The sequence below is a fragment of the Microbacterium sp. NPDC019599 genome (assembly GCF_040632175.1).
Classification (GTDB): Bacteria; Actinomycetota; Actinomycetes; order Actinomycetales; family Microbacteriaceae; genus Microbacterium.
The window spans coordinates 1-22,084 of sequence record NZ_JBEYBL010000007.1; the positions used below are offsets into that span (position 1 = coordinate 1).

18 protein-coding genes and 1 tRNA gene are annotated in these 22,084 nt (G+C 70.8%); 11 read left to right on the forward strand and 8 right to left on the reverse strand.

Going from position 1 to position 22,084, the window contains the following annotated elements:
* Positions 1-158: 158 nt before the first annotated feature.
* Positions 159-249, reverse strand: a tRNA-Ser gene (locus ABZ477_RS12875).
* A 135-nt stretch (positions 250-384) separates the two neighbouring features.
* Between ABZ477_RS12875 and ABZ477_RS12880 the strand changes: the two genes are divergently transcribed.
* Both ABZ477_RS12880 and ABZ477_RS12885 read left to right on the forward strand, forming a co-directional pair.
* On the forward strand, positions 385-792 hold the full coding sequence (locus tag ABZ477_RS12880; protein WP_360133443.1) for an SRPBCC domain-containing protein: 408 nt from the start codon (positions 385-387) through the stop codon (positions 790-792).
* Between the two features lie 55 nt (positions 793-847).
* A complete protein-coding gene (locus ABZ477_RS12885) occupies positions 848-1,213 on the forward strand; it encodes a DUF2255 family protein (RefSeq protein ID WP_360133446.1) in 366 nt (121 codons plus the stop codon).
* Positions 1,214-1,397: 184 nt separating this feature from the next.
* Here the strand turns inward: ABZ477_RS12885 and cofD are convergent, their stop codons facing one another.
* The 5 genes from cofD to ABZ477_RS12910 form a co-directional block, all read right to left on the reverse strand.
* Entirely contained in the window at positions 1,398-2,372 is a 975-nt protein-coding gene (gene cofD, locus ABZ477_RS12890; RefSeq protein WP_360133449.1) for a 2-phospho-L-lactate transferase, read from the reverse strand.
* Between the two features lie 120 nt (positions 2,373-2,492).
* Positions 2,493-3,305 carry a shikimate 5-dehydrogenase gene (locus ABZ477_RS12895; protein ID WP_360133452.1) on the reverse strand — a complete coding sequence of 271 codons (813 nt, stop codon included), beginning with the start codon at positions 3,303-3,305 and terminating at the stop codon, positions 2,493-2,495.
* Between the two features lie 48 nt (positions 3,306-3,353).
* The gene (locus tag ABZ477_RS12900) at positions 3,354-4,307 is read right to left on the reverse strand and encodes an SCO family protein (RefSeq protein WP_360133455.1); all 954 of its coding nucleotides are present in this window, start codon (positions 4,305-4,307) and stop codon (positions 3,354-3,356) included.
* Positions 4,308-4,311: 4 nt separating this feature from the next.
* Positions 4,312-5,217 carry a HEAT repeat domain-containing protein gene (locus ABZ477_RS12905; protein WP_360133458.1) on the reverse strand — a complete coding sequence of 302 codons (906 nt, stop codon included), beginning with the start codon at positions 5,215-5,217 and terminating at the stop codon, positions 4,312-4,314.
* On the reverse strand, positions 5,217-6,461 hold the full coding sequence (locus ABZ477_RS12910) for a tyrosinase family protein (RefSeq protein WP_360133461.1): 1,245 nt from the start codon (positions 6,459-6,461) through the stop codon (positions 5,217-5,219). Before ABZ477_RS12910 ends, ABZ477_RS12905 begins: the two co-directional genes overlap by 1 nt.
* 164 nt (positions 6,462-6,625) lie before the next feature.
* On the opposite strand from ABZ477_RS12910, the gene ABZ477_RS12915 reads away from it, so the two are divergent.
* On the forward strand, positions 6,626-8,842 hold the full coding sequence (locus ABZ477_RS12915; RefSeq protein WP_360133464.1) for a PEP/pyruvate-binding domain-containing protein: 2,217 nt from the start codon (positions 6,626-6,628) through the stop codon (positions 8,840-8,842).
* Between the two features lie 31 nt (positions 8,843-8,873).
* The gene (locus ABZ477_RS12920; RefSeq protein ID WP_360133467.1) at positions 8,874-9,926 is read left to right on the forward strand and encodes a LacI family DNA-binding transcriptional regulator; all 1,053 of its coding nucleotides are present in this window, start codon (positions 8,874-8,876) and stop codon (positions 9,924-9,926) included.
* A 6-nt stretch (positions 9,927-9,932) separates the two neighbouring features.
* On the opposite strand, the gene ABZ477_RS12925 is transcribed toward ABZ477_RS12920, so the two are convergent.
* Positions 9,933-11,570: a glycoside hydrolase family 32 protein gene (locus tag ABZ477_RS12925; protein ID WP_360133470.1), complete on the reverse strand. Its 1,638-nt coding sequence runs from the start codon at positions 11,568-11,570 to the stop codon at positions 9,933-9,935.
* A gap of 105 nt (positions 11,571-11,675) precedes the next feature.
* On the reverse strand, positions 11,676-13,409 hold the full coding sequence (locus ABZ477_RS12930; protein WP_360133473.1) for a glycoside hydrolase family 68 protein: 1,734 nt from the start codon (positions 13,407-13,409) through the stop codon (positions 11,676-11,678).
* 177 nt (positions 13,410-13,586) lie between these two features.
* On the opposite strand from ABZ477_RS12930, the gene ABZ477_RS12935 reads away from it, so the two are divergent.
* Genes ABZ477_RS12935 through ABZ477_RS12965 form a run of 7 tightly spaced genes read left to right on the forward strand, consistent with a single transcriptional unit; the run spans position 13,587 to position 22,000 of the window.
* Positions 13,587-14,672: a LacI family DNA-binding transcriptional regulator gene (locus ABZ477_RS12935; protein ID WP_360133476.1), complete on the forward strand. Its 1,086-nt coding sequence runs from the start codon at positions 13,587-13,589 to the stop codon at positions 14,670-14,672.
* 37 nt (positions 14,673-14,709) lie between these two features.
* Positions 14,710-16,002, forward strand: coding sequence for an extracellular solute-binding protein (locus ABZ477_RS12940; RefSeq protein WP_360133479.1), 1,293 nt, complete (start codon positions 14,710-14,712; stop codon positions 16,000-16,002).
* Positions 16,003-16,055: 53 nt separating this feature from the next.
* Entirely contained in the window at positions 16,056-16,997 is a 942-nt protein-coding gene (locus ABZ477_RS12945; RefSeq protein WP_360133482.1) for a sugar ABC transporter permease, read from the forward strand.
* A gap of 1 nt (position 16,998) precedes the next feature.
* The gene (locus tag ABZ477_RS12950) at positions 16,999-17,943 is read left to right on the forward strand and encodes a carbohydrate ABC transporter permease (RefSeq protein WP_360133485.1); all 945 of its coding nucleotides are present in this window, start codon (positions 16,999-17,001) and stop codon (positions 17,941-17,943) included.
* The gene (locus ABZ477_RS12955) at positions 17,940-18,902 is read left to right on the forward strand and encodes a carbohydrate kinase (RefSeq protein WP_360133488.1); all 963 of its coding nucleotides are present in this window, start codon (positions 17,940-17,942) and stop codon (positions 18,900-18,902) included. The genes ABZ477_RS12950 and ABZ477_RS12955 overlap by 4 nt, the downstream gene beginning before the upstream one ends.
* A gap of 2 nt (positions 18,903-18,904) precedes the next feature.
* Entirely contained in the window at positions 18,905-19,921 is a 1,017-nt protein-coding gene (locus ABZ477_RS12960; protein WP_360133491.1) for a family 43 glycosylhydrolase, read from the forward strand.
* Between the two features lie 33 nt (positions 19,922-19,954).
* Complete coding sequence (locus ABZ477_RS12965) at positions 19,955-22,000, forward strand: GH32 C-terminal domain-containing protein (protein ID WP_360133494.1); 2,046 nt, start codon at positions 19,955-19,957, stop codon at positions 21,998-22,000.
* The last annotated feature ends 84 nt before the right edge of the window (positions 22,001-22,084 follow it).

Here is a 22,084-nt window from a genome sequence, read left to right on the forward strand (position 1 = left end):
CGTCAACGATGACCCGACTCACCCCGTCAACGATGACCCGACTCACCCCGTCAACGATGACCCGACTCACCAACCCAGCGTCACCGTCAACCCGGCGAACCCACGAAAAAGTCCTGAGTCGCGACTCGTTCGTAAACGATGTCGCGACTCAGGACAAATGGCGGTGACGGTGGGATTTGAACCCACGGTAGGGGGTTACCCTACACAACTTTTCGAGAGTTGCACCTTCGGCCGCTCGGACACGTCACCGCCGACAAGCTTACGACACGCCGGGCGATGCCGCGAATCGAGGCGCGTCCGCCGCGGAACCCAGCCTGTCAACCCCTGGTCCCGGCATCCGATCTCGGCTTCGCTGGCCCCGAACCCTCGTGAAGGAGGCAGCGCATGCCCGGATACATCGCTCGTGCCGACATCGACATCGACGCCTCGCCGGTGAAGGTGTGGGAGACCCTCACGACGCACGCCTCCGACGTCAACTTCGGAGCGACGGTGGAGTCCGACTGGAGGCCGGGATCCGCCGTCGTCTGGCGCGGAGACTGGGAGGGGAAGTCCTTCGTCGACACGGGCGAGGTCCTCGAGGCCGTCGCCCCGCATCGGCTCGTCCTGACGCACGAGAGCGGCGCCTCGGCGGACGCGCTGCAGCATCGCCTCACGTATGAACTGTCGGGCCGAGGCGCGGGAACCCACGTCGAGCTCTGGCAGGACGGCAACGCGACCCAGGGTGCGGCCGGGGAGTCCGAGCGCAACTGGGTGCAGCACCTCGAGGCGGTCAAGGAGCGGGCCGAACGCTGACGGCCGGCGAGTCCGGCTATGGCGGGAGAGCGCGCGCCGGGCAGAGGATGAGCGCATGACTGGATGGACTGAAGCGCAGCTGGCCGAGCTCGACGCGATCGACGAGGTGCGGGTGGCGGGCCGTCGGGTGGACGGCTCGGCCCGGACCCCTGTCATCGTGTGGCACGTCGTCGTCGATGGCGCCGTGTACGTCCGCTCCGTCAAGGGACCCGATGGTCAGTGGTACCGCGGAGTGGTCCACCACCACGAGGGCATCCTCCAGTGGCGCGACTCGACGGTCGACGTATCGTTCATCCCGGACGACTCGCACGACGGCGCTGTCGATGCGGCCTACCTCGCGAAGTACGGCGATTACGCCCCCACGCGGGCGGTCACGAACGCCCTCGCCAAGCAGACGACGTTGCGCATCGAGCCCCGCTGACCGAAGGCCCCCGCATGGCGTCCAAGAGGGGCATCGTGCTGGATGCTGTGCGCCCGGGGCGGGCTCGGACCTCGGGGCGGCACGTGCACAACGTCGCCGATCCGGGTCCCGGCGGGCCGGTGCGGGACCTGTCTCGGCGTGTCGCGGGTGGATCAGCGACGTTGTGCACAGCGCGCCAGCGGCCTCAGCGCGCGGCGATCTCCGCGGCGAGCCGCAGCGCCTCGGCGGCGAGGGCGGCGGAGGTGTCGGCATCCCGCATCCACAGGGGGATCGAGCGGCATGCGATCCCGGCGGACTGCACGGGGGCGACAGCATCCGGATCCTCCTCGGCGACGAGCCAGCCGTCCAGAAGCCCGCCGCGGGAGCGGGAGCCATAGTGCAGCGCCACCGCGGCCGCATCGGTCTCGACGCCGATCGCCGCGAGGCACGCGTCGGCCATGCCGCGCACGACGGAGCCTCCGATGATCGGCGAGACCCCGACCACGGGCGCGCCCGACGCCAGGACGGCGTCGCGCAGCCCGGGGACCGCGAGGACGGGGCCGATCGAGACGACGGGGTTCGACGGGGCGAGCAGCACGACATCCGCGGCGGCCAGCGACTCCAGCGCACTCGCCGAGGGCCGCGCCTCGGCGATGCGCTGCTGTTCGAACCGCAGCGCCGGGACGGCGGCGCGCTCGCGCACCCACCACTCCTGGAAGTGCATGCGCCGCCCGTCCGCCGTCACGACGTGCGTGTCGATCTCGTGGTCGGTCGCGGGATGCAGCGTCGCACCGAGGTCCCAGCGGCTGCCGAGCCGCGCGAAGACGTCCGACACAGAGTCGCCGGCACGCAGCCACGACGTGCGCGCGATGTGCGTCGCGAGGTCGAGGTCGCCCAGCGTGAACCAGCCAGGCGTCGCGCCCCACTCGCTCAGCTCGGCGGAGACGCGCTCCGATTCGCCCCGGCGGCCCCAGCCGCGCTCGTCGTCGTTCTGGCCCGCGAGCGTGTACAGGATGCTGTCGTGGTCGGGCGAGATCCGCAGCCCCGAGACCCACCAGTCGTCCGCGGTGTTGACGACGACGTCGATCTCGCCGTCAGCCCCCGTGCGCCGCACGTGCTCCCGAAGGCCCCGCACGTACCGGGCGCATCCGACGCCCCCGCCGATCACAACATGCCGCATGCCTCCACGCTATCCGCGCGCCCGGCGTCGCCCGGCCGCAGTGCCGATGCGCGAGACTTCACGAATGGGCCGCCCGGATCGGCGTGTCGCGACCCGTTCGTGAGTCTCGCGCACATGCCGTCACTCGCGCGAGAAGGCCGAGGCGCGCTCGATCTGATCGCGCGTCGGGGTCACGCCCGTGTAGCGCGAGAACTGCCGCGCCGCCTGGAGTGCGATCACGTCGGCGCCCGTGATGACGGGGATGCCGGCATCCCGCGCGGATCGGATGAGCGGCGTCTCGGAGGGGAACGCGACGACGTCGATCACCGTCTGAGCCGCCTCCACGTGCCCCTGCGTGAAGGCGAGGGTCTCGGCATCCGCTCCGTTCATGCCCAGGGGAGTGACGTTGACGATGACGGCGTGGCCTGGCGGCGGGTCGGCCGTGACCGAGCGGTAGCCGTACCTGGACGCGACGGCCTCGCCCGCATCGGCGTTGCGCGCGAGGACGGTGACGTCGTCGAAGCCCGCCCCGCGGAACGCGGCGACGACCGCCTTGGCCATACCGCCGGAGCCGCGGACGAGCACCGAGAGGCCGGGGTCGACCTGGTGGCGCTCGAGAAGTTCGGCGACGGCCTCGTAGTCGGTGTTCGAGGCGGTGAGGGAACCGCCGTCATTCACGATCGTGTTGACGGACTCGATCGCGGCGGCCGAAGGCTCGATCGCGTCGACGAGGGGGATTACGGCCTCCTTGAACGGCATCGAGACGGAGCAGCCGCGGATCCCCAGTCCCCGCACACCGGCGATCGCGGCGGCGATGTCGTCGGTCGTGAATGCCTTGTAGATGAAGTTGAGGCCGAGTTCGTCGTAGAGGAAGTTGTGGAAGCGCGTTCCGATGTTGGACGGCCGGGCGGCGAGCGAGATGCAGAGAGTCATGTCCTTGTTGAGGATCGGCATGCGGCCATTGTCCCGCAGGCGCCGGCTCGCCCCACGCCGGCCGCCGGTTCAGCCCGCGGCGCGGGGTGTCGCGAGCGGCTGGGCGATCGCGTCGGGATCGAGGCCGCGCGCGACGAGGTCTGGCCCGACGAGGAAGAGCTCGCGCGCGTGCTCGTTGACCGTCACGGGCCCGTAGCCGACGCGCAGCCGGAACATCTCGCGCACCTCGGACCAGGACTCCGGCCCGCGCACAAGGCGCGCATCCGCCCGGAACGGGAACCCGCGCTCCGCGCCGTACCGCCGCAGCCGCGCGGGTGAGTCGTAGGCGGGGTCGTAGCTCATCGCGAGGTGCGCTCGGCCCGTGTCGGCGCGCGCCGAGGCGGCGAGCCGCGTGATCGTGAGCGAGCACCGCGCGGGGTTCATGCAGCGCGTGTAGAAGAACGCGAGCAAGGTCTCGCGCCCGGCGAGCAGCTCGAGCAGCGTCGTCCTCGCGCCGTCCTGGTCCTCGACGTGCACGGTCGCGAGCGCCTCGGCATCCAGCGGGATGACGGGCTCGTCGAGCGTCGTGCGGTCGGTGCCGACCCCGGGCTCGGCGGCGGCCGCCGGCGCCTTCCCGATCTCGTCGAGCGTCGCGAGCAGCTCGCCGCGAGCCGTGCGCATCCACGACGCCGCGACGACGCCGGGCACCCACCGCACGTAGACGTCCGCCGTCGCGACGCGATCGGCGGCATCCTGCAGCAGCGCGGCCCAATCGCCCGCGGCATCCGCCCCGAGACCGCGCACGGCCCGCGCGGCACCGGCCAGCACGACGGGGCTCGCGCTCGTGCGCAGCTCCTCGGCGAGGACCGCGCGCGCGTCGTCCGGCACACCGTGCGCCTCGAACGACGCCAGGAGGTGCGCCCGCACGCGCTCCGCATCCGACGTCGACAGGCCCGCTGTGTGCGGGGCGTCCTGCCGCAGCACGTCGGCCGTCACAGGCTGCGCGAGCAGCTCGACGATGACCGCATCGGCCGCGCTCGGCATCCCGTCACTCCGGAGGCGTCTGCTCGCGGGATTGCGAGAAGCGGTCGATCGACGTCTTGAGCGAGCGGGATGCTGTCGCATCCTTCATGCGCCCGAGATCCTCGTCGAGCGCCTCGGCGTCGATCGCGGCGGCCGCCTCGGGGGTGAAGGCGAGGGCCGACAGCGCCGCGGAGCGGAGCTTGTCGTCCTCCTTCTCGTCGACCACCATCTCGCGGGCCACGTGGGCGAACCGCTCGGGCGACGAGGCCTTGAGGCTCATCGCCGCGAGCTCGCGCACCTTGGCGCTCTCGGACTTGTCCGACGAGATCTCAGCCAGCAGCTCCACCGACTCGGGATCGGCTGCGAGGGCACGAAGCGCCTCTACGCGGACACGGGCCGATCCCGTGCGCGCCAGCTCGCGGAAGAGGGGTGCGGCATCGCCGTGCTCGTCGCGCGCGAGGAACCGCGTCGCCGTCGCAGGCGGCACGAGCGGTTTGCGCGCGCCCTCGAGCCCCTCGCGCAGGAGCCGCTTGCCCACCTCGTCATCGTCGAGGGTCAGGCGATCGAGAGCGAGATACCGCAGCCCCTTGTCGTCCGAGACGGCGAGGTCGCGGAGGCGCTCGACGAACTCGGCGTGGAACGGCGCGAACCGCGTCGGCTGGAACGCCGCCCCGCCGAGCCGCTCCACCGCCGTCGTCTTCTGCTCGATCGAGGCCGACTCGTCGGCCAGGATGTCGAGCAGCAGCCGGACCGCCGTCTCGAAGGTGTCGGCGTCCACGAGCATCGTGTCGAGCTGCTCCTGGCTCATGTCGGGCGTCCGCGCACGCTCGATCGAGCGGGCCGAGAGCGCCCGCGGACGCGCTCGGCGCACCTCGCTGAGCTCCTCGACGTACGCCTTGCGCAGCTGCTCGATGTCGCTCTCGTCGGCCATCACAGGCCTCCCGCCTGGAACGGCACGTCGTCGTACGCGAAGCCGAGGTGCCTCGCCGACAGCGTGCCGAGGTAGTCGATCGTGTCGCGGACACGCGGGCTGATCCCCGGTGCGTCCGTCATGGGGGATGCTGTCAGCCCGCCGCCCGGCGCGGTCGTCGGCCGCGGCGCCGCGAGCGGACCGCTCCACGGCCACAGCCGGTCGCCGATGCGGTGGCCGGGCGTCACGGAGCCGGTCGCGAAGGAGCGCGCGGCGGCCGGATCGTGGCGCCGGAACGCCCACTGCCACTTCGCCCACAGGCGGTCGACGTTGCAGTGCAGCAGGAAGAACAGCGGGTCCTGCGGAGCCGTCCCCGGATCCGTGATGACTCCGCTCCAGTGCGCCATGTGCGCGCGGCCGTGCGGATTGCCCTGCATGATCGCGAAGCCTGCGAAGTCGGCCGACGGCGAGCCTCCCAGCGCGAGGGTCTCCTGCTCGGTGCGCACGGGCGGGACGGTGAACGGCCCGACGCCCGGTCCGCGCTCGACACCCGGGAGGTTGCCCGCGACCCACGCGCGGAGCGGGTTCGTGAAGCTGAACTCGACGCGGTCCTGCGGTCCGGACAGGCCCATGAACTGCCGCGTGAAGACGTTGGGCGCCGCCTGGTCGAACCGCCAGTACGGGAGCGAGACCTGACCGTCTATCCGCTGCAGCTCCCGCTCGAGGTCGAGCAGGTAGATGCGGTGCCAGGGGAGGAAGCCCGCGCCGCCGTGCGCCTCGCGGTCGGGCGGACCCGCGACATGCATGTCGCGGAAGTCGCGGAACCGGCCGCTCGCCGAGCCGTTGAGCGTCGCGAGCGCCCGCAGGAACCGGCTGCGCTCCGCGGCCGTGAGCCGGTCTGCGTTCTTGCGGACGCGGACCATCGTCAGATGGCTTCCAAGGTACTCATCGCCGGGGTTCGTCCGCACCTGCATCACCACATCGCCGAAGCGCGTGCTCGCGTTCGGGAACTGCCCGCCCACCCAGACCGAGCGCGGCGTCCCGTCGGTGGGCAGCGTGAGGTCGAGGGTCGGCGTGCCGGCGTGCGTGAGCTGATCGGCGAACAGCAGCGCGCCGCCGCCCAGGTATCGCCGGGCCGACACCCTGACGTCGACGGGCGGTCCGTCCTGAGGGGGCGAGACGGCGAGCTTGATCTCGACGGGGCGCCACGTGAGGTAGGCGCGGCCGTTCGCGTCATAGCGCGGAAACGTGATGCTGACGCTCATGGACCCTCCATGCCGCTGCCTTCCCCCGCGCTCAGGCTAGTCACGCTGAGAAGGCGCGTCGAGAGTGCCCGCCGGCCGCTCCCGGGCCGGCGCGGCGCACCCCGTTGACGCGACCCCGCGCAGGCGCTTGCATCGGAGAGTCGGCTGACAGAAGGGGCTCTGAGATGACCGGCTTCCTCCCGCGCGCACGCGCACAAGGGCTCACCGCCGCGCCGGACGGCGAGCGCCGGGCCGCTCCGGCGGCGGCGTTCCTCGCCGCGCCCGGCATCCGGTTCACCGACTTCGACGAGATGCTCGGGATGCTGCCGCTCGCGGTCGACGAGATCGACTCGTTCGAGACGTTCCAGTCGATCTCGACCCCTGCGGGCGACCTCGTGGCGAACGGCCGGGTGGCGAAGTTCCTCATCGACCGCCGGCATCCCGCCGAACCCGCGCTGCGATTCGTCAACGGCAACTTCACCGAGAACGGCGAGGTCCCGGACTCGGCGAAGTACCACTACTTCTTCGGGCGCGCGACGTTCGGCATCCCCGAGTCGCTCGACGACTTCAACGACCACACCTACTTCACGCAGGACAAGCGGTACATCGCGGGGAGCATCCGCTCGTATCTCCTCGACGGCGGCGCCGACCCCGTCGTCGGGCTGCAGTTCTATCCGCAGGACGTCATCCGCGAGCAGTTGGTCGTCGAGGCCGTGAGCGTCGTGCGCACGCGGATCGGCATCCCGAGCGCCCGGTTCGCGTTCGTGCCGACGGGCGCGCAACAGACGACGGCGACCGTCGGGCAGGAGCTCGCCGACCTCGACGTCGAGGTGCTGCCGATCGACCGCATCCTGGGCTCCGTCGACTACCTCCCGCTCAACGTCGGCGAGGCGTGGGGGCACCTGCGGATCTTCCCGCGCGACAACGACGAGCTCGCGGCGACCGACATCCCGGTCTTCGACGAGCTGCCCCTCGACCTCTCGGTCGTCGCGGGGGTCATCACGCGGTCCGTGCAGGACACCAACTCGCACGTGAACCTCAAGTCGAAGGAGCGCAACACGCCCAACGCCGTGCTGCGCAGCGCGGGGCCCGACCACCCGCGGCTGACGCCGTTCGCCGACCGGCCCGTCCACTTCGTCGTGCGCAAGGACGGCTTCGACCTCGAGGAGACGACGGAGGAGGTCGTCGCCGCCAAGCTCGCGGAGCGGCTGGACCGCCCGCTCGTGCCGCTCACGTGGGAGCCCGAGATCCAGGTGCGCTCGTACGACGAGCTCGCGACCGGAACGCCGGCGCAGACACGGGCCTTCGCCGCGAAGTACGGCTCGAAGGCCGCGAACATCGGCTTCCTCGCGCACCGGAGCGTGCTCGGCCGCGTCGAGGATGCCGGCAGCCCGAGTGGCGAGCGGGGGTACGACCTCGTGCCGAGGGGCCTTGCGGTGCCGCTGCAGGCGTATCGCGACTTCATCGACCATCCGCCGAACAGCGATGTCAAGGCGCTCATCGACGCCTTCGTCGCCGACGAGCAGGCGGGCGGGCTGTCGCCCAAGGAGCGCGCCGCGCGGGTGGAGGAGATCCAGGACGGCATCATGGCGGCATCCTTCCCGCCGGGGGCGCTCGAGCGTGTGCGCGCCAAGCTCGACGAGGTGCTTCCGGGCGTCGAGAAGATCAAGGTCCGTTCCAGCGCCAACGCCGAGGACGTCCCGAACTTCGACGGCGCGGGACTGCACGACAGCTACGCGGCCGACACGCGCAAGCGCGACCGGCCCATCGGACCGTGCCTCGTGGAGGACGACGACGAGGACGGCGAGGTCAAGCGCAAGGTCAAGCCGAAATCGCTCGGCTGCGCCATGAAGGGCGTGTACGCGAGCCTGTGGAACAAGCGCGCCGTCGAAGAGCGCTCGTTCGCCCGCATCGACCAGACGACCATCGCGATGGGGCTCGCGATCGTGCCGGCCTATGACACGGAGTCGGATGTCGCGGCCAACGCCGTCGTCGTGACACGAGTGCTCAACACCGACCACGTCTTCGGGTACTCACTGTCGGTTCAAGCGGGGAACAACCTCGTGACCAACCCCGATCCGGGCACGTGGTCCGAGCTCACGGTCGCCGCGTTCATCTCCGACACGGAGCCCACGAGCCTCACGACGACCCGCTACGCCAAGCCGACCCGCGACGCGCCGGAGTGGACCGAGCCCGTGCTTCCGCCGGTGCGGATGGGCGAGCTCGTCGACCTCGCGCGCCGCGTCGAGCGCGCCTACTGCCGGGCCACCCCGGGCTATTACCCGGACTGCCGCTTCGTGACCTCTGCCGACGACAAGGAGACGTCGCTCGACCTCGAGCTGAAGATCCTCGAGAACGGCCGGCTCGTCTACAAGCAGGTGCGGGAGTTCGGCGGTCGCTGAGGGCTGCACGCTCACCGGATAGCCTGGTCCGGTGGAGCCCGAGCCGGCAGCAGGCGCCGCGCGCCCCGCTCGCGCGCGCATCAGCGACGTCGCGGCGCTGGCCGGAGTCTCGGTCACGACGGTCTCGCACGCCCTGAGCGGCGCCCGCACCGTCAACGCGCAGACGCGCGAGCGCATCCTCGAGGTCGCAGCGTCGCTCGGCTACGCGCCCGACCGTGTTGCGAGCGGCCTGCGCCGCAAGCGCACAGGCCTCGTCGGGTTCGTCGGCGACCACGTCGCCACGACGCCCTTCGCGGGACAGATGATCGCGGGCGCGCGGGATGCGGGCCTCGAACGCGACATGCTGCTGCTGGTCGCCGAGTCGGAGGGGGATGCCGCGCAGGAGCAGGCTCTCATCGACCGGTTCGTCGCGCAGCGCGTGGACGGCGTGCTCGTGGCGCGCATGTACCACCAGCGCGTCCGCCGCCCGGCCGTTCCGGCCGACCTTCCGGTCGTCCTGCTGGACGCGGCGCCCGAACCGGGCTGGACCGTGGACGCCGTCGTGCCCGACGAGGCCCAGATCACGAGGCTCGCATGCGAGCGGGTCTTGAGTGCGGGCCACAGGGCCATCGCGTACGCGGACACCGTCGACGAATCACGAGCCGCCCGCGGCCGGCTCGTGGGCGTGCGGACGGCGCTCGGCGACGCCGGCGTCGACCTGCCGCCCGGCCGCATCGCCTCGGCCGCGTCGGACGCCGCGGGCGGTCGCGCGGCAGGTGCCGAGCTCCTCGACCGGGCCGATGCGCCGACCGCCGTCATCTGCTTCAACGACCAGATCGCGATGGGTGTCATGCAGGCGGCGGCTCGGCTCGCCCTCGCGGTGCCGGACGACGTGTCGGTCGTCGGCATCGACGACCTGCGACCGGTCGCCGACGCGCTCGATCCCGGACTCACGACCGTCGCGCTGCCGCATGCCGAGATGGGCGCGTGGGCGATGAGCCGCCTCATCGCGCGCATCGACAAGGCCGAGACCGCGCCGCCGCGGCTGCATCTCATGCGGGGGTGGCTCGTCGAGCGCGGCTCGGTGGCGCCGCCGCGCGCCTGATCCTCGTCAGTCGGCGCGCTCGACGGGCGCGACCCGCAAGGGGGAGACGGATGCCTCGTCCAGCCGCACGTCGCCTCCGCTCGCCTCGACCCGCAGGCCGCTCGCTCCGCCCGCCGCGCTCGAGACCATGCTGAGCGCCGCGCCGTCGCCCGTGAACACCTCGATGGAGCCGACGTCCACGACGATGTCGAGCCGGACGCGGCCGTCCTGGGCGGTGACAGGTGCCGTCCGCACGGCGCGATAGGCGTCGGGCATCCCACCGGCGATGGCATCGGCATCCCGGGCCACGAAGACCTGCCCGCTCGCGGGGTCGTAGCCGACCGTCGCGAACGCGCCGTCGGCCCCGCGCGGGAGGTGCACGCGCAGCTCGCCGGCGGCCGCGTCGTCCTCCGCAACGTCGATGCGCACGCGATAGGCATCCGAACCGGGGTCCGGCAGAGCCACCGCGGCTCCGGCCTCGACGGTCTGAGCGCCCAGCTGCGCGGGCGCGCCCTCGAGGTCGCGGAGGGCGTCGGTGGGCGCCGATATCAGCGTCGGGCGGCCGTCTCGGTCTGTGAGCCGGATCTCGCGCACGATGCTGTCGGACCCGCCGCTCCACTCCTCGCCCGGCACGTCGCCCGCGTAGGCCCAGTTGTTGAGCCAGCCGATCCCGTACCGGGTCGTGAGCCGGTCCTCCTCCGCCTGACGCGGGTCGTCCCACGTGACGGCGGCGTACCAGTCCGCGCCGCGGTCGAGCCACTGGTGATGCGAGTCGTCAGGCGTGAACGTCTCGCCGTCCCACGAGCCGGTCCAGTACACGGTGCCGGTCGTCATGCCCTCGGCCGCGCCGTTCGCCCCCGCTGCGAGCACCCACCGCACGTCGGCGGCATCGCCGTCGACCGCCATGGCGAAGAGGTCGGGGCACTCGAGCACACCGAGGCCCGGCGCGGTGAATCCCGACCGGTACGTCCAGTCCTTGAGGTCCGGCGACGTGTAGAAGCCGATCTTGTCGCCCTCCGCGAGCGCCATGACCCACCGGCCGTGCGCGTCGTCCCAGAGCACCCGGGGGTCGCGGAAGTCGCGGACTCCGGGATTGTCGATGACGGGATTGCCGTCGTACGGCTCGAACCGATAGCCGCCGTCCCGTGACACGAAGAGGGACTGCCGCTGCACGCCGTCGTCCTGCTGCGTCACCATCGCGACGACGGCGCCGCGCCCGAATCCGGCCGTGTTCTCGTGGTCGACCACGGCAGTGCCCGTCCAGATGTCGCCGAGGCCGTTGGTGTACTTGTCGATCGCGACGCCCTGATCCGTCCAGTGCACGAGGTCCGTCGACGTCGCGTGGTACCACGCCGTCCCGTTCCCCTCCGGGTGGTCGGCGTTGTAGAGGTAGTAGTAGTGCCAGACCCCGTCGAGCAGGAACGGGCGCTGCGGATCGTTCATCCAGTGCTGATCGGGTGTCAGGTGCACTGCCGGGCGGGCAGCATCCCAGCCCTCCGGCCGTTCGAAGGGCGACGCGGGGGCGGGGGAGGGGGATGCCTCGGGCGCCGACTGCCGCTGCGACACCGCGATGCCGATGCCGGCGAGCAGCGCGGCGAGCGCGAGCGCCGCGGCGAGTGCGAGCAGGACACGGCGGCGGTCGGTCGGTCGGTCGTGGGTGCGCATGAAAGCTCCTCGGTGGTCGGTCATCGGTGGTCGGTGGCAGGGCGTCGAAGGGATGGGCGAACGGATGCCCCGGCGCGGGCGTGGCGCCGGGGCATCCGCGTCGAGTCAGCCGCCGTACTGGGCGAGCAGCTTCTCGATGAGCGCCTTGGTCGAGGCCGGGACGGGCTTGCCCGCGAGGTAGTCGTCGAGCTTCGCGCCGACCGCGGAGCGGATCTGCTGCGCCGTGGCGTCCGAGACGCTCGCGCCGCGCTTGCCCGTCGTGAACAGGTGCCGGTTGGCGGGGATGTCCGCCCAGCCGCCGAGGCCGCCCTCACCGTAGGAGTAGTCCACGGCCGTCGAGGTCGGGTCGCCGTTCACGCCGATGTCCATCTTCACGGTCGGCGCGAGGGTCCCGCCGCGCACGAAGTCGTCGTGCGTGCCGATCGTGTCGATGAACGACTGCACCAGGCCGCCGGGCATGACGTAGTGCGAGTACGCCTGGAAGTGGCCGGGGTGCTGGTTGTAGTCCGGTGCGAAGGGCTGTCCACCGAGGAAGTTGAGGTTGGTGGGGTTGCCCAGCGCGAGACCCGAGCCGCCGTTGAGCGGCTGGAAGTCGCTGCGGATGCCGTCGCCGACGAAGCCGTACACGCCCTCGGGGCCGTCCAGTCCCGCCGCGAACGTGCTGCGGTGGCTGATCGTGAAGAGGTAGTACTTGCCGTCCTTGATGACGAACTGCGGGCGCTCGGTCTGGTCGGTGACGCAGTTGGCCGAGAGGATCGGCGGGAGGAACTCCCACTCCGTCAGGTCGTCGTTCTTCGCCTTCGCCAGGCCGATGTTGCCGATCTGGTACGGCGCGCCCGAGGCGTTCACCTCGGCGACGGTCTCGGCGTGGGGGTCGCCCGGCTGGTAGCCGAGGTCGCCCTCGTCGCACGCCGCGGTCTCACGCGGCATCGCCGAGTTGCCTTCGAACACCATGTACGTCTCGCCGGGGTGGGCGGGGTCCTCGAAGGTGAACGGGTCGCGGAAGTTGAAGTACGGGTTCTGTGCGCCGGTCTGGTAGTACGTGCCGTCCGCCTGGAGCAGGTCGATGACCTTGTTGAAGCCGCTGAACGAGACGCCCTTGGCGCTCGCGTGGACCTTCCCGACGCTCAGTGCGATGCGAGGGTCGTAGGGCTTCAGGTCCTTGCCGTTCGCGTCACGGTAGAACGCCACGTCGGTGAAGAAGAGCTTGATCTCGCCGTTCTTCGAGACGCGCGCCGAACCCGACCACTGGGTCTGGTGGCTGTAGGACTGGTCGTCGAAGATCTTGCCGGTGACGCCGTCCTTGAAGACGAGGCCGCCGTACGTCCAGCCGCCGTTCTCGGGGCGGTCCGCCGCAGGCACGCCGGCCGGGCGGTAGAAGTAGCCGATCTTCGCGAAGACGTGACGGTCGTCGAACCCGAGGCTGCGATCCGCGACGAGCGAGAAGATGATCTCCTGCCCGTTCACCGAATACTGGTTGCCGTCCTCGTCGGTCAGCGGCCACGTGTCCCAGACCCAGACCTGCCCGTCGGACATGTCGGGGAAGTCCTGCGGGACCGTCGGCATCGTGAGCGCCGACGGCATCGAGTTCTCCCGCGATCCCGCGGTCGGGTCGGACAGCCGCTTCAGCTGTCGCGCATCGGCTCGCGTCCACTTCGCGGTGAAGTCGGCGTCGGGGGCGTAGGCCTTCTGGGTGTGGGTCGTGGGCTCGGGACCGTCTTGCAGCGCAGGGGCCGCAAGCGCGGTCGTGGTGCCCGCGACGAGGGTCGTCGCGACGAGCGCGCTCGTGACAAGACCGCTCGCGAGCAGGCGCATGGGGCGCCGGTTCGAAGTGTGCATCTACAGGGGCTCCTTATCGAGTGGGAGACTATGCAAATCGATTTGCATAGCGATCTCATGGTTGCACAGACAGCTCCCCAGATCACAATCCGCTATCCGTGCTTGACGGCGGGCACGGCGGCCGCGCATAATCAGTGCGCAGTGATAAATCGATTTATCAAAGAAAGCGGGCGAAGCATGGCCAGGCCACGGATCTCGGATGTCGCAGCCGCGGCCGGGGTTTCCGTGACGACCGTCTCACTCGTGCTCAACAACGCGCAGACCCGCATCTCCGAGGAGACTCGGCAGCGCGTGCGGGCTGCCGCCGAAGCCGTCGGCTACGAGCCGAGCTCCCTCGCGCGCGGTCTGCGGACGCAGCGCACGCGCACCGTCGGGCTCATCTCGGACGAGATCGCTTCGACTCCCTTCGCCGGCCGCATGCTGGCCGGCGCCCAGGACGTCGCACGCGAGCAGGGCCACCTCGTCTTCCTCCTCGACACCGGCGGGGACGCCCGCATCGAGAGCGAGGCCATCGCAGCGCTGTCCGCCCACCAGGTGGACGCGATGATCTACGCCTGCATGTGGCACCGCGTCGTCGATGCACCCGCCGGCGTGCGTCGCGACACCGTGTTCCTGGACTGCCGCCCCTCGGAGGGCGGCTACCGCAGCGTCGTCCCCGACGATCGTGCGGGGGGAGCCGCGGCCGTGCGCGAACTCGTCGAGGCGGGGCATCGGCGCATCGCTTACCTCGACGCCGCCGAGCCGAAGCCCATCGCCTCGGGCCTGCGCCTCGAGGGCTATCTCGAAGTGCTCGCGGCGGCAGGAATCGAGCCGGATCCCGCGCTGCACGTCGAGGGCGAGGTCTCGGCGCAGGGTGGCCGTGACGCCGCCGGGCGCCTGCTCGACCTTCCGGAGGATCAGCGGCCCACCGCGATCTTCTGCTTCAACGACCGTCTCGCGCTGGGCGCGTACACCGCCGCCCGCCGCCGCGGGCTCGAGATCCCGCGGCACCTGTCGATCGTCGGCTACGACGACCAGCAGTTCGTCGCAGCGGAGCAAGACCCCCCTCTGACTACCGTCGCGCTGCCCCACTACGAGATGGGCCGCTGGGCGATGGAGGTCGCGCTCGGCGTCCGCGCGGGGGACCAGGACGTCACGCACCTCATGGAGTGTCCCGTCATCCGACGAGACTCCGTTGGCCCGCCGCCGGCGCAAGTCGCCAAACCGAACCGGCGACGGGCTTCACTCACCGAGCGGCCGCCGTCGGCGGCCCCCGATCGGTGATCGACGCGGGCGTCGATCACAAGAAAAGGAAACCACAATGAAGCGCAGGACTGCGCCGATCCTGGCATCGGCGGCACTTGTGGCAGTGCTGGGCCTGACCGCGTGCGGCCAGGCCGGGCAGGACAGCGGCACGTCGGAAGACGGCCGCACCCAGCTCACGATGTGGACGCACTCCGCCGGCAACCCGGCCGAGCTCGAGGTCTACGAGCGGATCATCTCCGACTTCAACGCATCGCAGGACGAGTACGAGGTCGTGCACGAGTCGTTCCCGCAGGGCGCGTACAACGACGCGATCGTCGCGGCCGCGGCATCCGGGGATCTTCCCTGCCTCCTCGATCTCGACGGTCCGATCATGCCCAACTGGGCCTGGGCGGGGTACCTGCAGCCGCTCGGCCTGCCGACCGAGCTGACCGACAGCCTTCTGCCGACCGCTGTCGGCGTATGGGACGACGAGATCTACTCGGCCGGATACTGGGATGCCGCGCTCGGCATCTTCGCGCGGAAGTCCGTGCTCGATGAGAACGGCATCCGCATCCCCACGGCCTCGGACCCCTGGACGAAGGACGAGTTCACCGACGTCCTCGCGACGCTCAAGGCGGCCGGCTACGAGACGCCGATCGACATCGGAGCCGAGGACGCGGGCGAGTGGTGGCCCTACGCGTACTCGCCGTTCCTGCAGAGCTTCGGCGGCGACCTCATCGACCGCTCGACGATGCTGACTGCCGAGGGTGCGCTCAACGGCGACGAGGCCGTCGAATGGGGCGAGTGGTTCCAGGGCCTGTTCGCGGACGGCTACGCGAGCAACAGCGGCACGATCGGCAACCAGGAGTTCATCGACGACGAGGTGGCGCTGAGCTACACGGGCGTCTGGAACGCGCTGGCCGCGCTCGACGCCGTCGGGGACGACCTGCTCATCCTGCCCACCGTGGATCTCGGAGAGGGCCCGAAGATCGGCGGCGGCTCGTGGCAGTGGGCGATCTCGTCGGAGTGCGCGGATGCCGAAGGCGCCCGCGAGTACCTCGAGTTCAGCTTCCAGGACGAGTACATCACCGCCTTCGCCGACAACCAGATCGTGATCCCGGCGACGGAGTCGGCCGCCGCCGCGTCGAAGTACTTCGCCGAGGACGGCGTGCTGCGACCCTTCGTCGAGTTCTCGCAGGACTTCGCGGTGCTGCGCCCCGAGACGCCGGCCTACGCCGTCATCTCGTCGACCTTCGAGACCGCCGCGAAGGACATCATGAGCGGCGCGGACGTCAAGACGACGCTCGACAACGCGGTCGCCGAGATCGACGCGAACATCGCCTCGAACGACGGCTACGGCTTCGAGTGATCCCTCCGGTGGTGGGGGCTCCGGCCCCCACCACCCCTGGAAAGGCACCTGAAATGACTGTCACTCCGCCGACCGTCGCCGCCGAGACTCCTCGTCGGTCGCTGCGTCGCTTCCGCTCCATCAAGGGCCGTGAGACGTGGGCGGGGCTCGCGATGATGGCCCCCGCCGGCATCCTCCTGATCCTCTTCCTCGCGGTCCCCGTGATCCTCGCGTTCACGCTGTCGTTCACGAACGCGCGGCTCATCTCGCCGAACCCTCCGCGGTTCGTCGGGCTGGACAACTTCGTGCGCGCCTTCACGGCCGACCCCGTGTTCCTGCAGTCCGCGTGGAACACCTTCGTCTTCGCGCTCGTCGTCGTCCCCGTCCAGGCGGGTCTCGGTCTGCTGCTCGCGGTGCTCGTCAACCGCCGGCTGCGCGGCGTCACGGCGTTCCGGGTGATCTTCTTCATTCCCGTCGTGACCTCGATCGTGGTCGTGTCGATCCTCTGGAAGTTCATGTACCAGAAGGACGGCCTGATCAACTCGATGATCGACACGCTGACCTTCGGCGCGTGGAGCGGAGTCGACTGGCTCAACAACCCCAGCACGGCGCTCGGCGCGATCATCGTGCTCTCGATCTGGCAGGCCGTCGGGTTCCATATGATCATCTGGCTCTCAGGACTGCAGACGATCCCCGAAGAGCTCTACGAGGCCGCGAAGATGGACGGCGCGAGCCCGTGGCGCCAGTTCACGAACGTCACGTGGCCGGGGCTGCGCCCGACCATGGTCTTCGTCCTGGTCACCATCACGATCGCGGCGCTGGGGCTGTTCGTCCAGGTCGACGTCATGACGCAGGGCGGTCCGACAGGTTCGACCTCGACGATCGTCTTCCACGCCGTGCGCAAGGGCTACGAGCAGCAGGAGATCGGCTACGCCGCCGCGATCTCGCTCATCTTCTTCGTCGCCGTGCTCGCCGTCGCCCTCATCCAGCGGCGCCTCACTCGAGAGAAGGCCTGACATGGCGACGACGACAGCCGTCATCACGACCACCGCGAAGCGGTCCGACACGCCCACGAGTTCCAGCGCGAAGGCCGCCAAGGTGCGCGGCCGCGTGTTCACCTACCTCGCCCTGAGCGTGTTCGGCGTGATCTTCCTCTTCCCGCTCGTGTTCATGTTCGTGTCCAGCCTCAAGCCGGACGCGCAGATCCTGCAGGACATCGGCACACCCTCCGCCTTCCTGCCGGTCGGCGACATCAGCCTCGACAACTACTTCGGGGTCTTCGACCGCGTGCCCGTCGCGCAGTTCCTCTTCAACTCGGTGCTCGTGACCGTGCTGACGGTGGGCCTCGGGCTCGTCGTCAACTCGATGGCCGGGTTCGCCCTGTCGCGGCTGGAATGGCGCGGCCGGATCGTCGTGCTCGCGCTGGTCATCGCGACGCTCATCGTGCCGTTCGAGACGATCGCGGTGCCGATGGTCTACTGGGTCGCGCAGCTGCCGACGCTCGTGATGGAGGGCGGCGTGCTCAAGTACGACTTCGGCTGGCTCAACACCTACGAGGTGCAGATCGTCCCGTTCATCGCGAACGCCTTCTCGATCTTCCTGTTCGCGCAGTACTTCTCGACGATCCCGAAGTCGCTGGATGAGGCCGCCCGCATCGACGGGGCGAGCTGGTTCACGATCTACCGCCGCATCCTCGTGCCGCTCGCGGGCCCCGCCTTCGCGACCGTCGCGATCCTCACGTTCCTGCCCGCGTGGAACCAGTACCTGTGGCCGCTCATGGTCGTGCAGAAGGAGGAGCTGCGGCCCGTCATGGTCGGCATGCAGTACTTCTTCCAGCTGAACACCGCGTGGGGCGAGGTCATGGCCTACACGTCGCTCATCACGCTGCCCGTGCTGCTGGTGTTCCTCGTCTTCCAGCGCGCGTTCGTGAGCTCCATCGCCGCGAGCGGGGTGAAGGGATGACGGGGCCCGAAGCGTCGCCGCGGCTGCTGGTCGTCGGCGAGGCGCTGATCGACGTCGTCCATCGCTCCGACGGAGCGGTCGACGAGGCCCCGGGCGGCAGCCCCGCCAACGTGGCGCTCACGCTCGGGCGGCTCGGACGTGCTCCGCAGCTGCTGACCCGGCTCGGCCACGACCCGCACGGCGAGACCCTCCGGTCGTGGCTCGCGGCATCCGACGTGGACGTCGTGAGCGCGCCGGCCGAGCGGACCGCGACGGCGACCGCCCGCCTCGACGAGTCCGGGGCGGCGACGTACGAGTTCGATCTCGAGTGGGAGCTCGCGGGCACCGCTGCGGGCCCGGCCGACTGGGTCCACACGGGATCCGTCGCCGCGCTCCTTCAACCGGGCGCGGACGGGGTCGTCGCGTTGCTCGAGGAGTCCCGCGCGACGGCGCTCGTGTCGTACGACCCCAACATCCGCCCCGCGCTGCTGTCGACAGCATCCGTCGTCCGTCCTCAGGTCGAGGCGCTCGTGGCGCTGGCCGACGTCGTGAAGGCGAGCGACGAGGACCTCGACTGGCTGTATCCGGGTGCCTCGGTGCACGAGGTCGCCGAGCTCTGGCTCGGGCTCGGAGCCTCTCTCGTCGTGGTGACGCGGGGGGCCGGCGGTGCGCTCGCCGTGACCGGGGCGGGCGTCGTCGCCGTCGATGCGGAGCCCGTCGCGGTGGTCGACACCGTCGGTGCCGGCGACACGTTCATGGGCGCACTCATCGACGGGCTCCTGGACGCCGGCTGCTCCTCGGCCGCATCGCGCACGGCGCTCGCCGGCATCCCCTCCACCGAGCTCGCCGGCATTCTGCGCCGCTGCGCGCTCGCCGCGGCCATCACCGTGTCGCGCCCCGGGGCGGACCCGCCGCGCCGGGCGGAACTCGAAACCTCCATGGCCCGGCGCTCGGCGAGCGCGGCACCGACGAAAGGCTGACATTGTTCGATCTCCCCGGTTCCTGGGTCTGGGACTACTGGTTCGCCGACGACGGCGAGCGCTACCACCTCTTCTTCCTGTACGCGTCGCGCGCGCTCGGCGACCCCGACGCGCGGCACTACCGGGCATCGATCGGCCATGCCGTGTCGACCGACCTGGTCGAGTGGACGCAGGTGACCGACGCGCTCGTCCGCAGCGACGGGCCCGCCTTCGACGACCTCGCGACGTGGACGGGGTCGGTCGTGCGCCATCCGGACGGCACGTGGTTCATGTTCTACACGGGGTCGACCCTCGCCGCCGGCGGCAAGAACGTGCAGCGGATCGGGTACGCGACCTCGGATGACCTCGAGGTCTGGACGAAGGCGCCGGGCCCCGTCCTCGAGGCGGCGCACCCCTGGTACGAGACTCTCGAGGACGGCGCGTGGCACGACGAGGCCTTCCGCGACCCGTGGGTGTTCGCGGATCCGTCCGGCGACGGCTGGCACATGCTCATCACGGCCCGCGCCCGGACGGGGGTCGCCACGGGGCGGGGAGTGATCGGCCACGCCGTCTCGCGCGATCTGCGCCGCTGGGAGCTGCGCCCGCCGCTCACGGCGCCGAGCGAGACGGGCTTCGGGCAGCTCGAGGTCATGCAGGTCGAGGTCGTCGAGGGACGTCCCGTGCTCCTCTTCTCGTGCCTGGCCGAGCACGCGACAACGGCGCGGGCCGGCACGACCGGCGGCACGTGGGCCGTGCCCGCGGGAGGACTGCTCGGGCCGTTCGGCATGGAGGCCGCCTACCCCCTCACCGACGACCGTCTCTACGTCGGCCGCCTCCTGCGTCGGCGCGAGGACGGGCAGTGGCTGCTCTTCGCCTTCCGCAACGTCGGAGACGACGCGCCGTTCGTGGGGGGAGTGAGCGACCCCATGCCCGTCGCGTGGGTCGACGGGCGTCTGACCGTCGCAGCCACCGCGGGCGCGGCAGCCGGCGCGGCAGCCGGGTCAGCGACCGACGCAGGGGAGCGGCACCTCACCACCTGACCGGCTCGCCCGGTCCAGCACGAAAGGTCGACGATGACTTCTCGCTTCACCCCTCTCCGTGCCGCTTCTGCGTCGCGTCGCCGGGCGGCCGCACGAGCGGCCGCCGCGGCGACGGCGGCCGCGGCATCCGTCCTCGCGCTCCTGGGAGCCGGTCCGGCCGCCGCCGACGCCGACGCCGCGGAGCCCGCGACCTACCGCGCGCAGTACCACTTCACGGTGCCCGACCACTGGAAGAACGATCCGCAGCGGCCGGTCTTCGTGGACGGGAAGTTCCACTACTACTACCTGTACAACCCCGACTACGACGCCGACCCGACGGCGAACTTCGGCACCTCGTGGCGACTCGCGACGACCTACGACGGCGTCGTGTTCGCCGACCAGGGGATCGCGGCGCCCAAGAAGACGAACGCGAACTACGACCTCTGGTCGGGTTCGGCAGTCGTCGACTCGGCGAACACGGCCGGGTTCGGCGCGGGAGCCGTCGTCATGCTCGTCACGCAGATGGACCACCCGACGGCGGCGCAGCAGGCGAACGCCTCGGGTCCGCAGGCGCAGTTCCTCTGGTACTCCATCGACGGCGGGCGCACCTTCCGGCCGTACGGCGACCAGCCCGTCATCGCCAACGGCGGGCGGGCCGACTTCCGCGATCCGAAGGTCGTGTGGGATGCCGAGCGCGGCCGGTGGGTCGCGCTCATCGCGGAACGGGACCGCGTGAGCTTCTACACGTCGCCGGACCTGAAGAGCTGGACGCGCCGCTGGGAGTACGTCAACGCCGGGATCGGGACGATCGAGTGCCCCGACCTGTTCCGCATCCGCGCCGACGACGGCACGGTCAAATGGGTGTTCGGGGTCAGCGCCAACGGGTATGCGACGGGAGAGCCCGCGACCTACGCCTACTGGACCGGCTCGTACGACGGGACCTCCTTCCAGTTCGACAGCCCGGCTCCCCAGTGGCTCGACCACGGCTTCGACTGGTACGGCGCCGTCACGTGGGAGGACCCGGCCGCGCCGCTGGATCGCCGCTACGCCGTCGGCTGGATGAACAACTGGGACTACGCCCACACGACCCCGACGTGGCTCGCGGACGGGTTCAACGGGACCGACTCCATCACGCGACGCATCCGCCTCGCGCGGACGGGCTCGTCGTTCAGCCTGCTCTCCGAGCCCGTCCCCGCCCTGCAGAACATCGCGACCTCGACGATCGAGCTGGGCGACGTCGTCGTGGACGGCTTCCTCCCGCTGTCGTACCAGGGTGACGCGTACCGGGTCGAAGCCGACGTCACCCGCGAGACGGCCACGAACATCGGCCTTCAGCTGCGTCGGTCGGCCGACGGCAGCCGGCACGCCGACGTGGGGGTGACGGATGCCTACGCCTACCTCAATCGGGGGCAGACGGGGCACCCCGGCAATCCGTTCAAGCTCGAGAGCCGCACGCCCACAGACTCGCCTGACGAGACCGTCCATCTCGAGATCCTCGTGGACCGCACGACGATCGAGGTCTTCGTCGGCGACGGCCGCTACGTGCACTCGAGCCAGGTCTTCGCGCCGCCGTCCGACCGCGGTGTCGCGCTCTACACGGCCGGGGGCGCCGCGACGTTCGAGAACCTGACGATCACGGAGTTCGGCAGCGTCGTACAGCGTCCCGCCAAGGTCATCGCGGACTTCGAGGGAGACACCTGGGGACCGGGGTGGACGGCGAGCGGTGCGCTCGCCGCGACGCCCCCGAGCACAGGCGAGCTCCCCGGTCGCGTCGGGGCCAAGACCGCCGACACCTTCGCGGGCGGCGACGGCGCCACGGGGGTCGTGACCTCGCCGCCGTTCACGATCGACCGCAACTTCGTGCGGTTCCTCATCGCGGGCGGGCATCATCCCCTCGGCGTCGAGCCGGCGACGTCGGTCCAGCTCCTGGTCGACGGGCAGCCGGTGCGCACCGCGACGGGCGACGACTCCTCGACGCTGCGACCCGTCGCCTGGAACGTGCAGGATCTCGCGGGACGGACCGCGCAGTTCCAGATCCTCGACGACGCGACCGGGGGATGGGGACACCTCATGGTGGATCAGGTGACGCTGAGCGACTGAGGCGGCGCGGCCGGCGCCGCGGGCGAGGGAACGTGGCTGCCGCAGCGGCGCCCAGCATCCGGATCACCCGACCCCGCGTCCGGG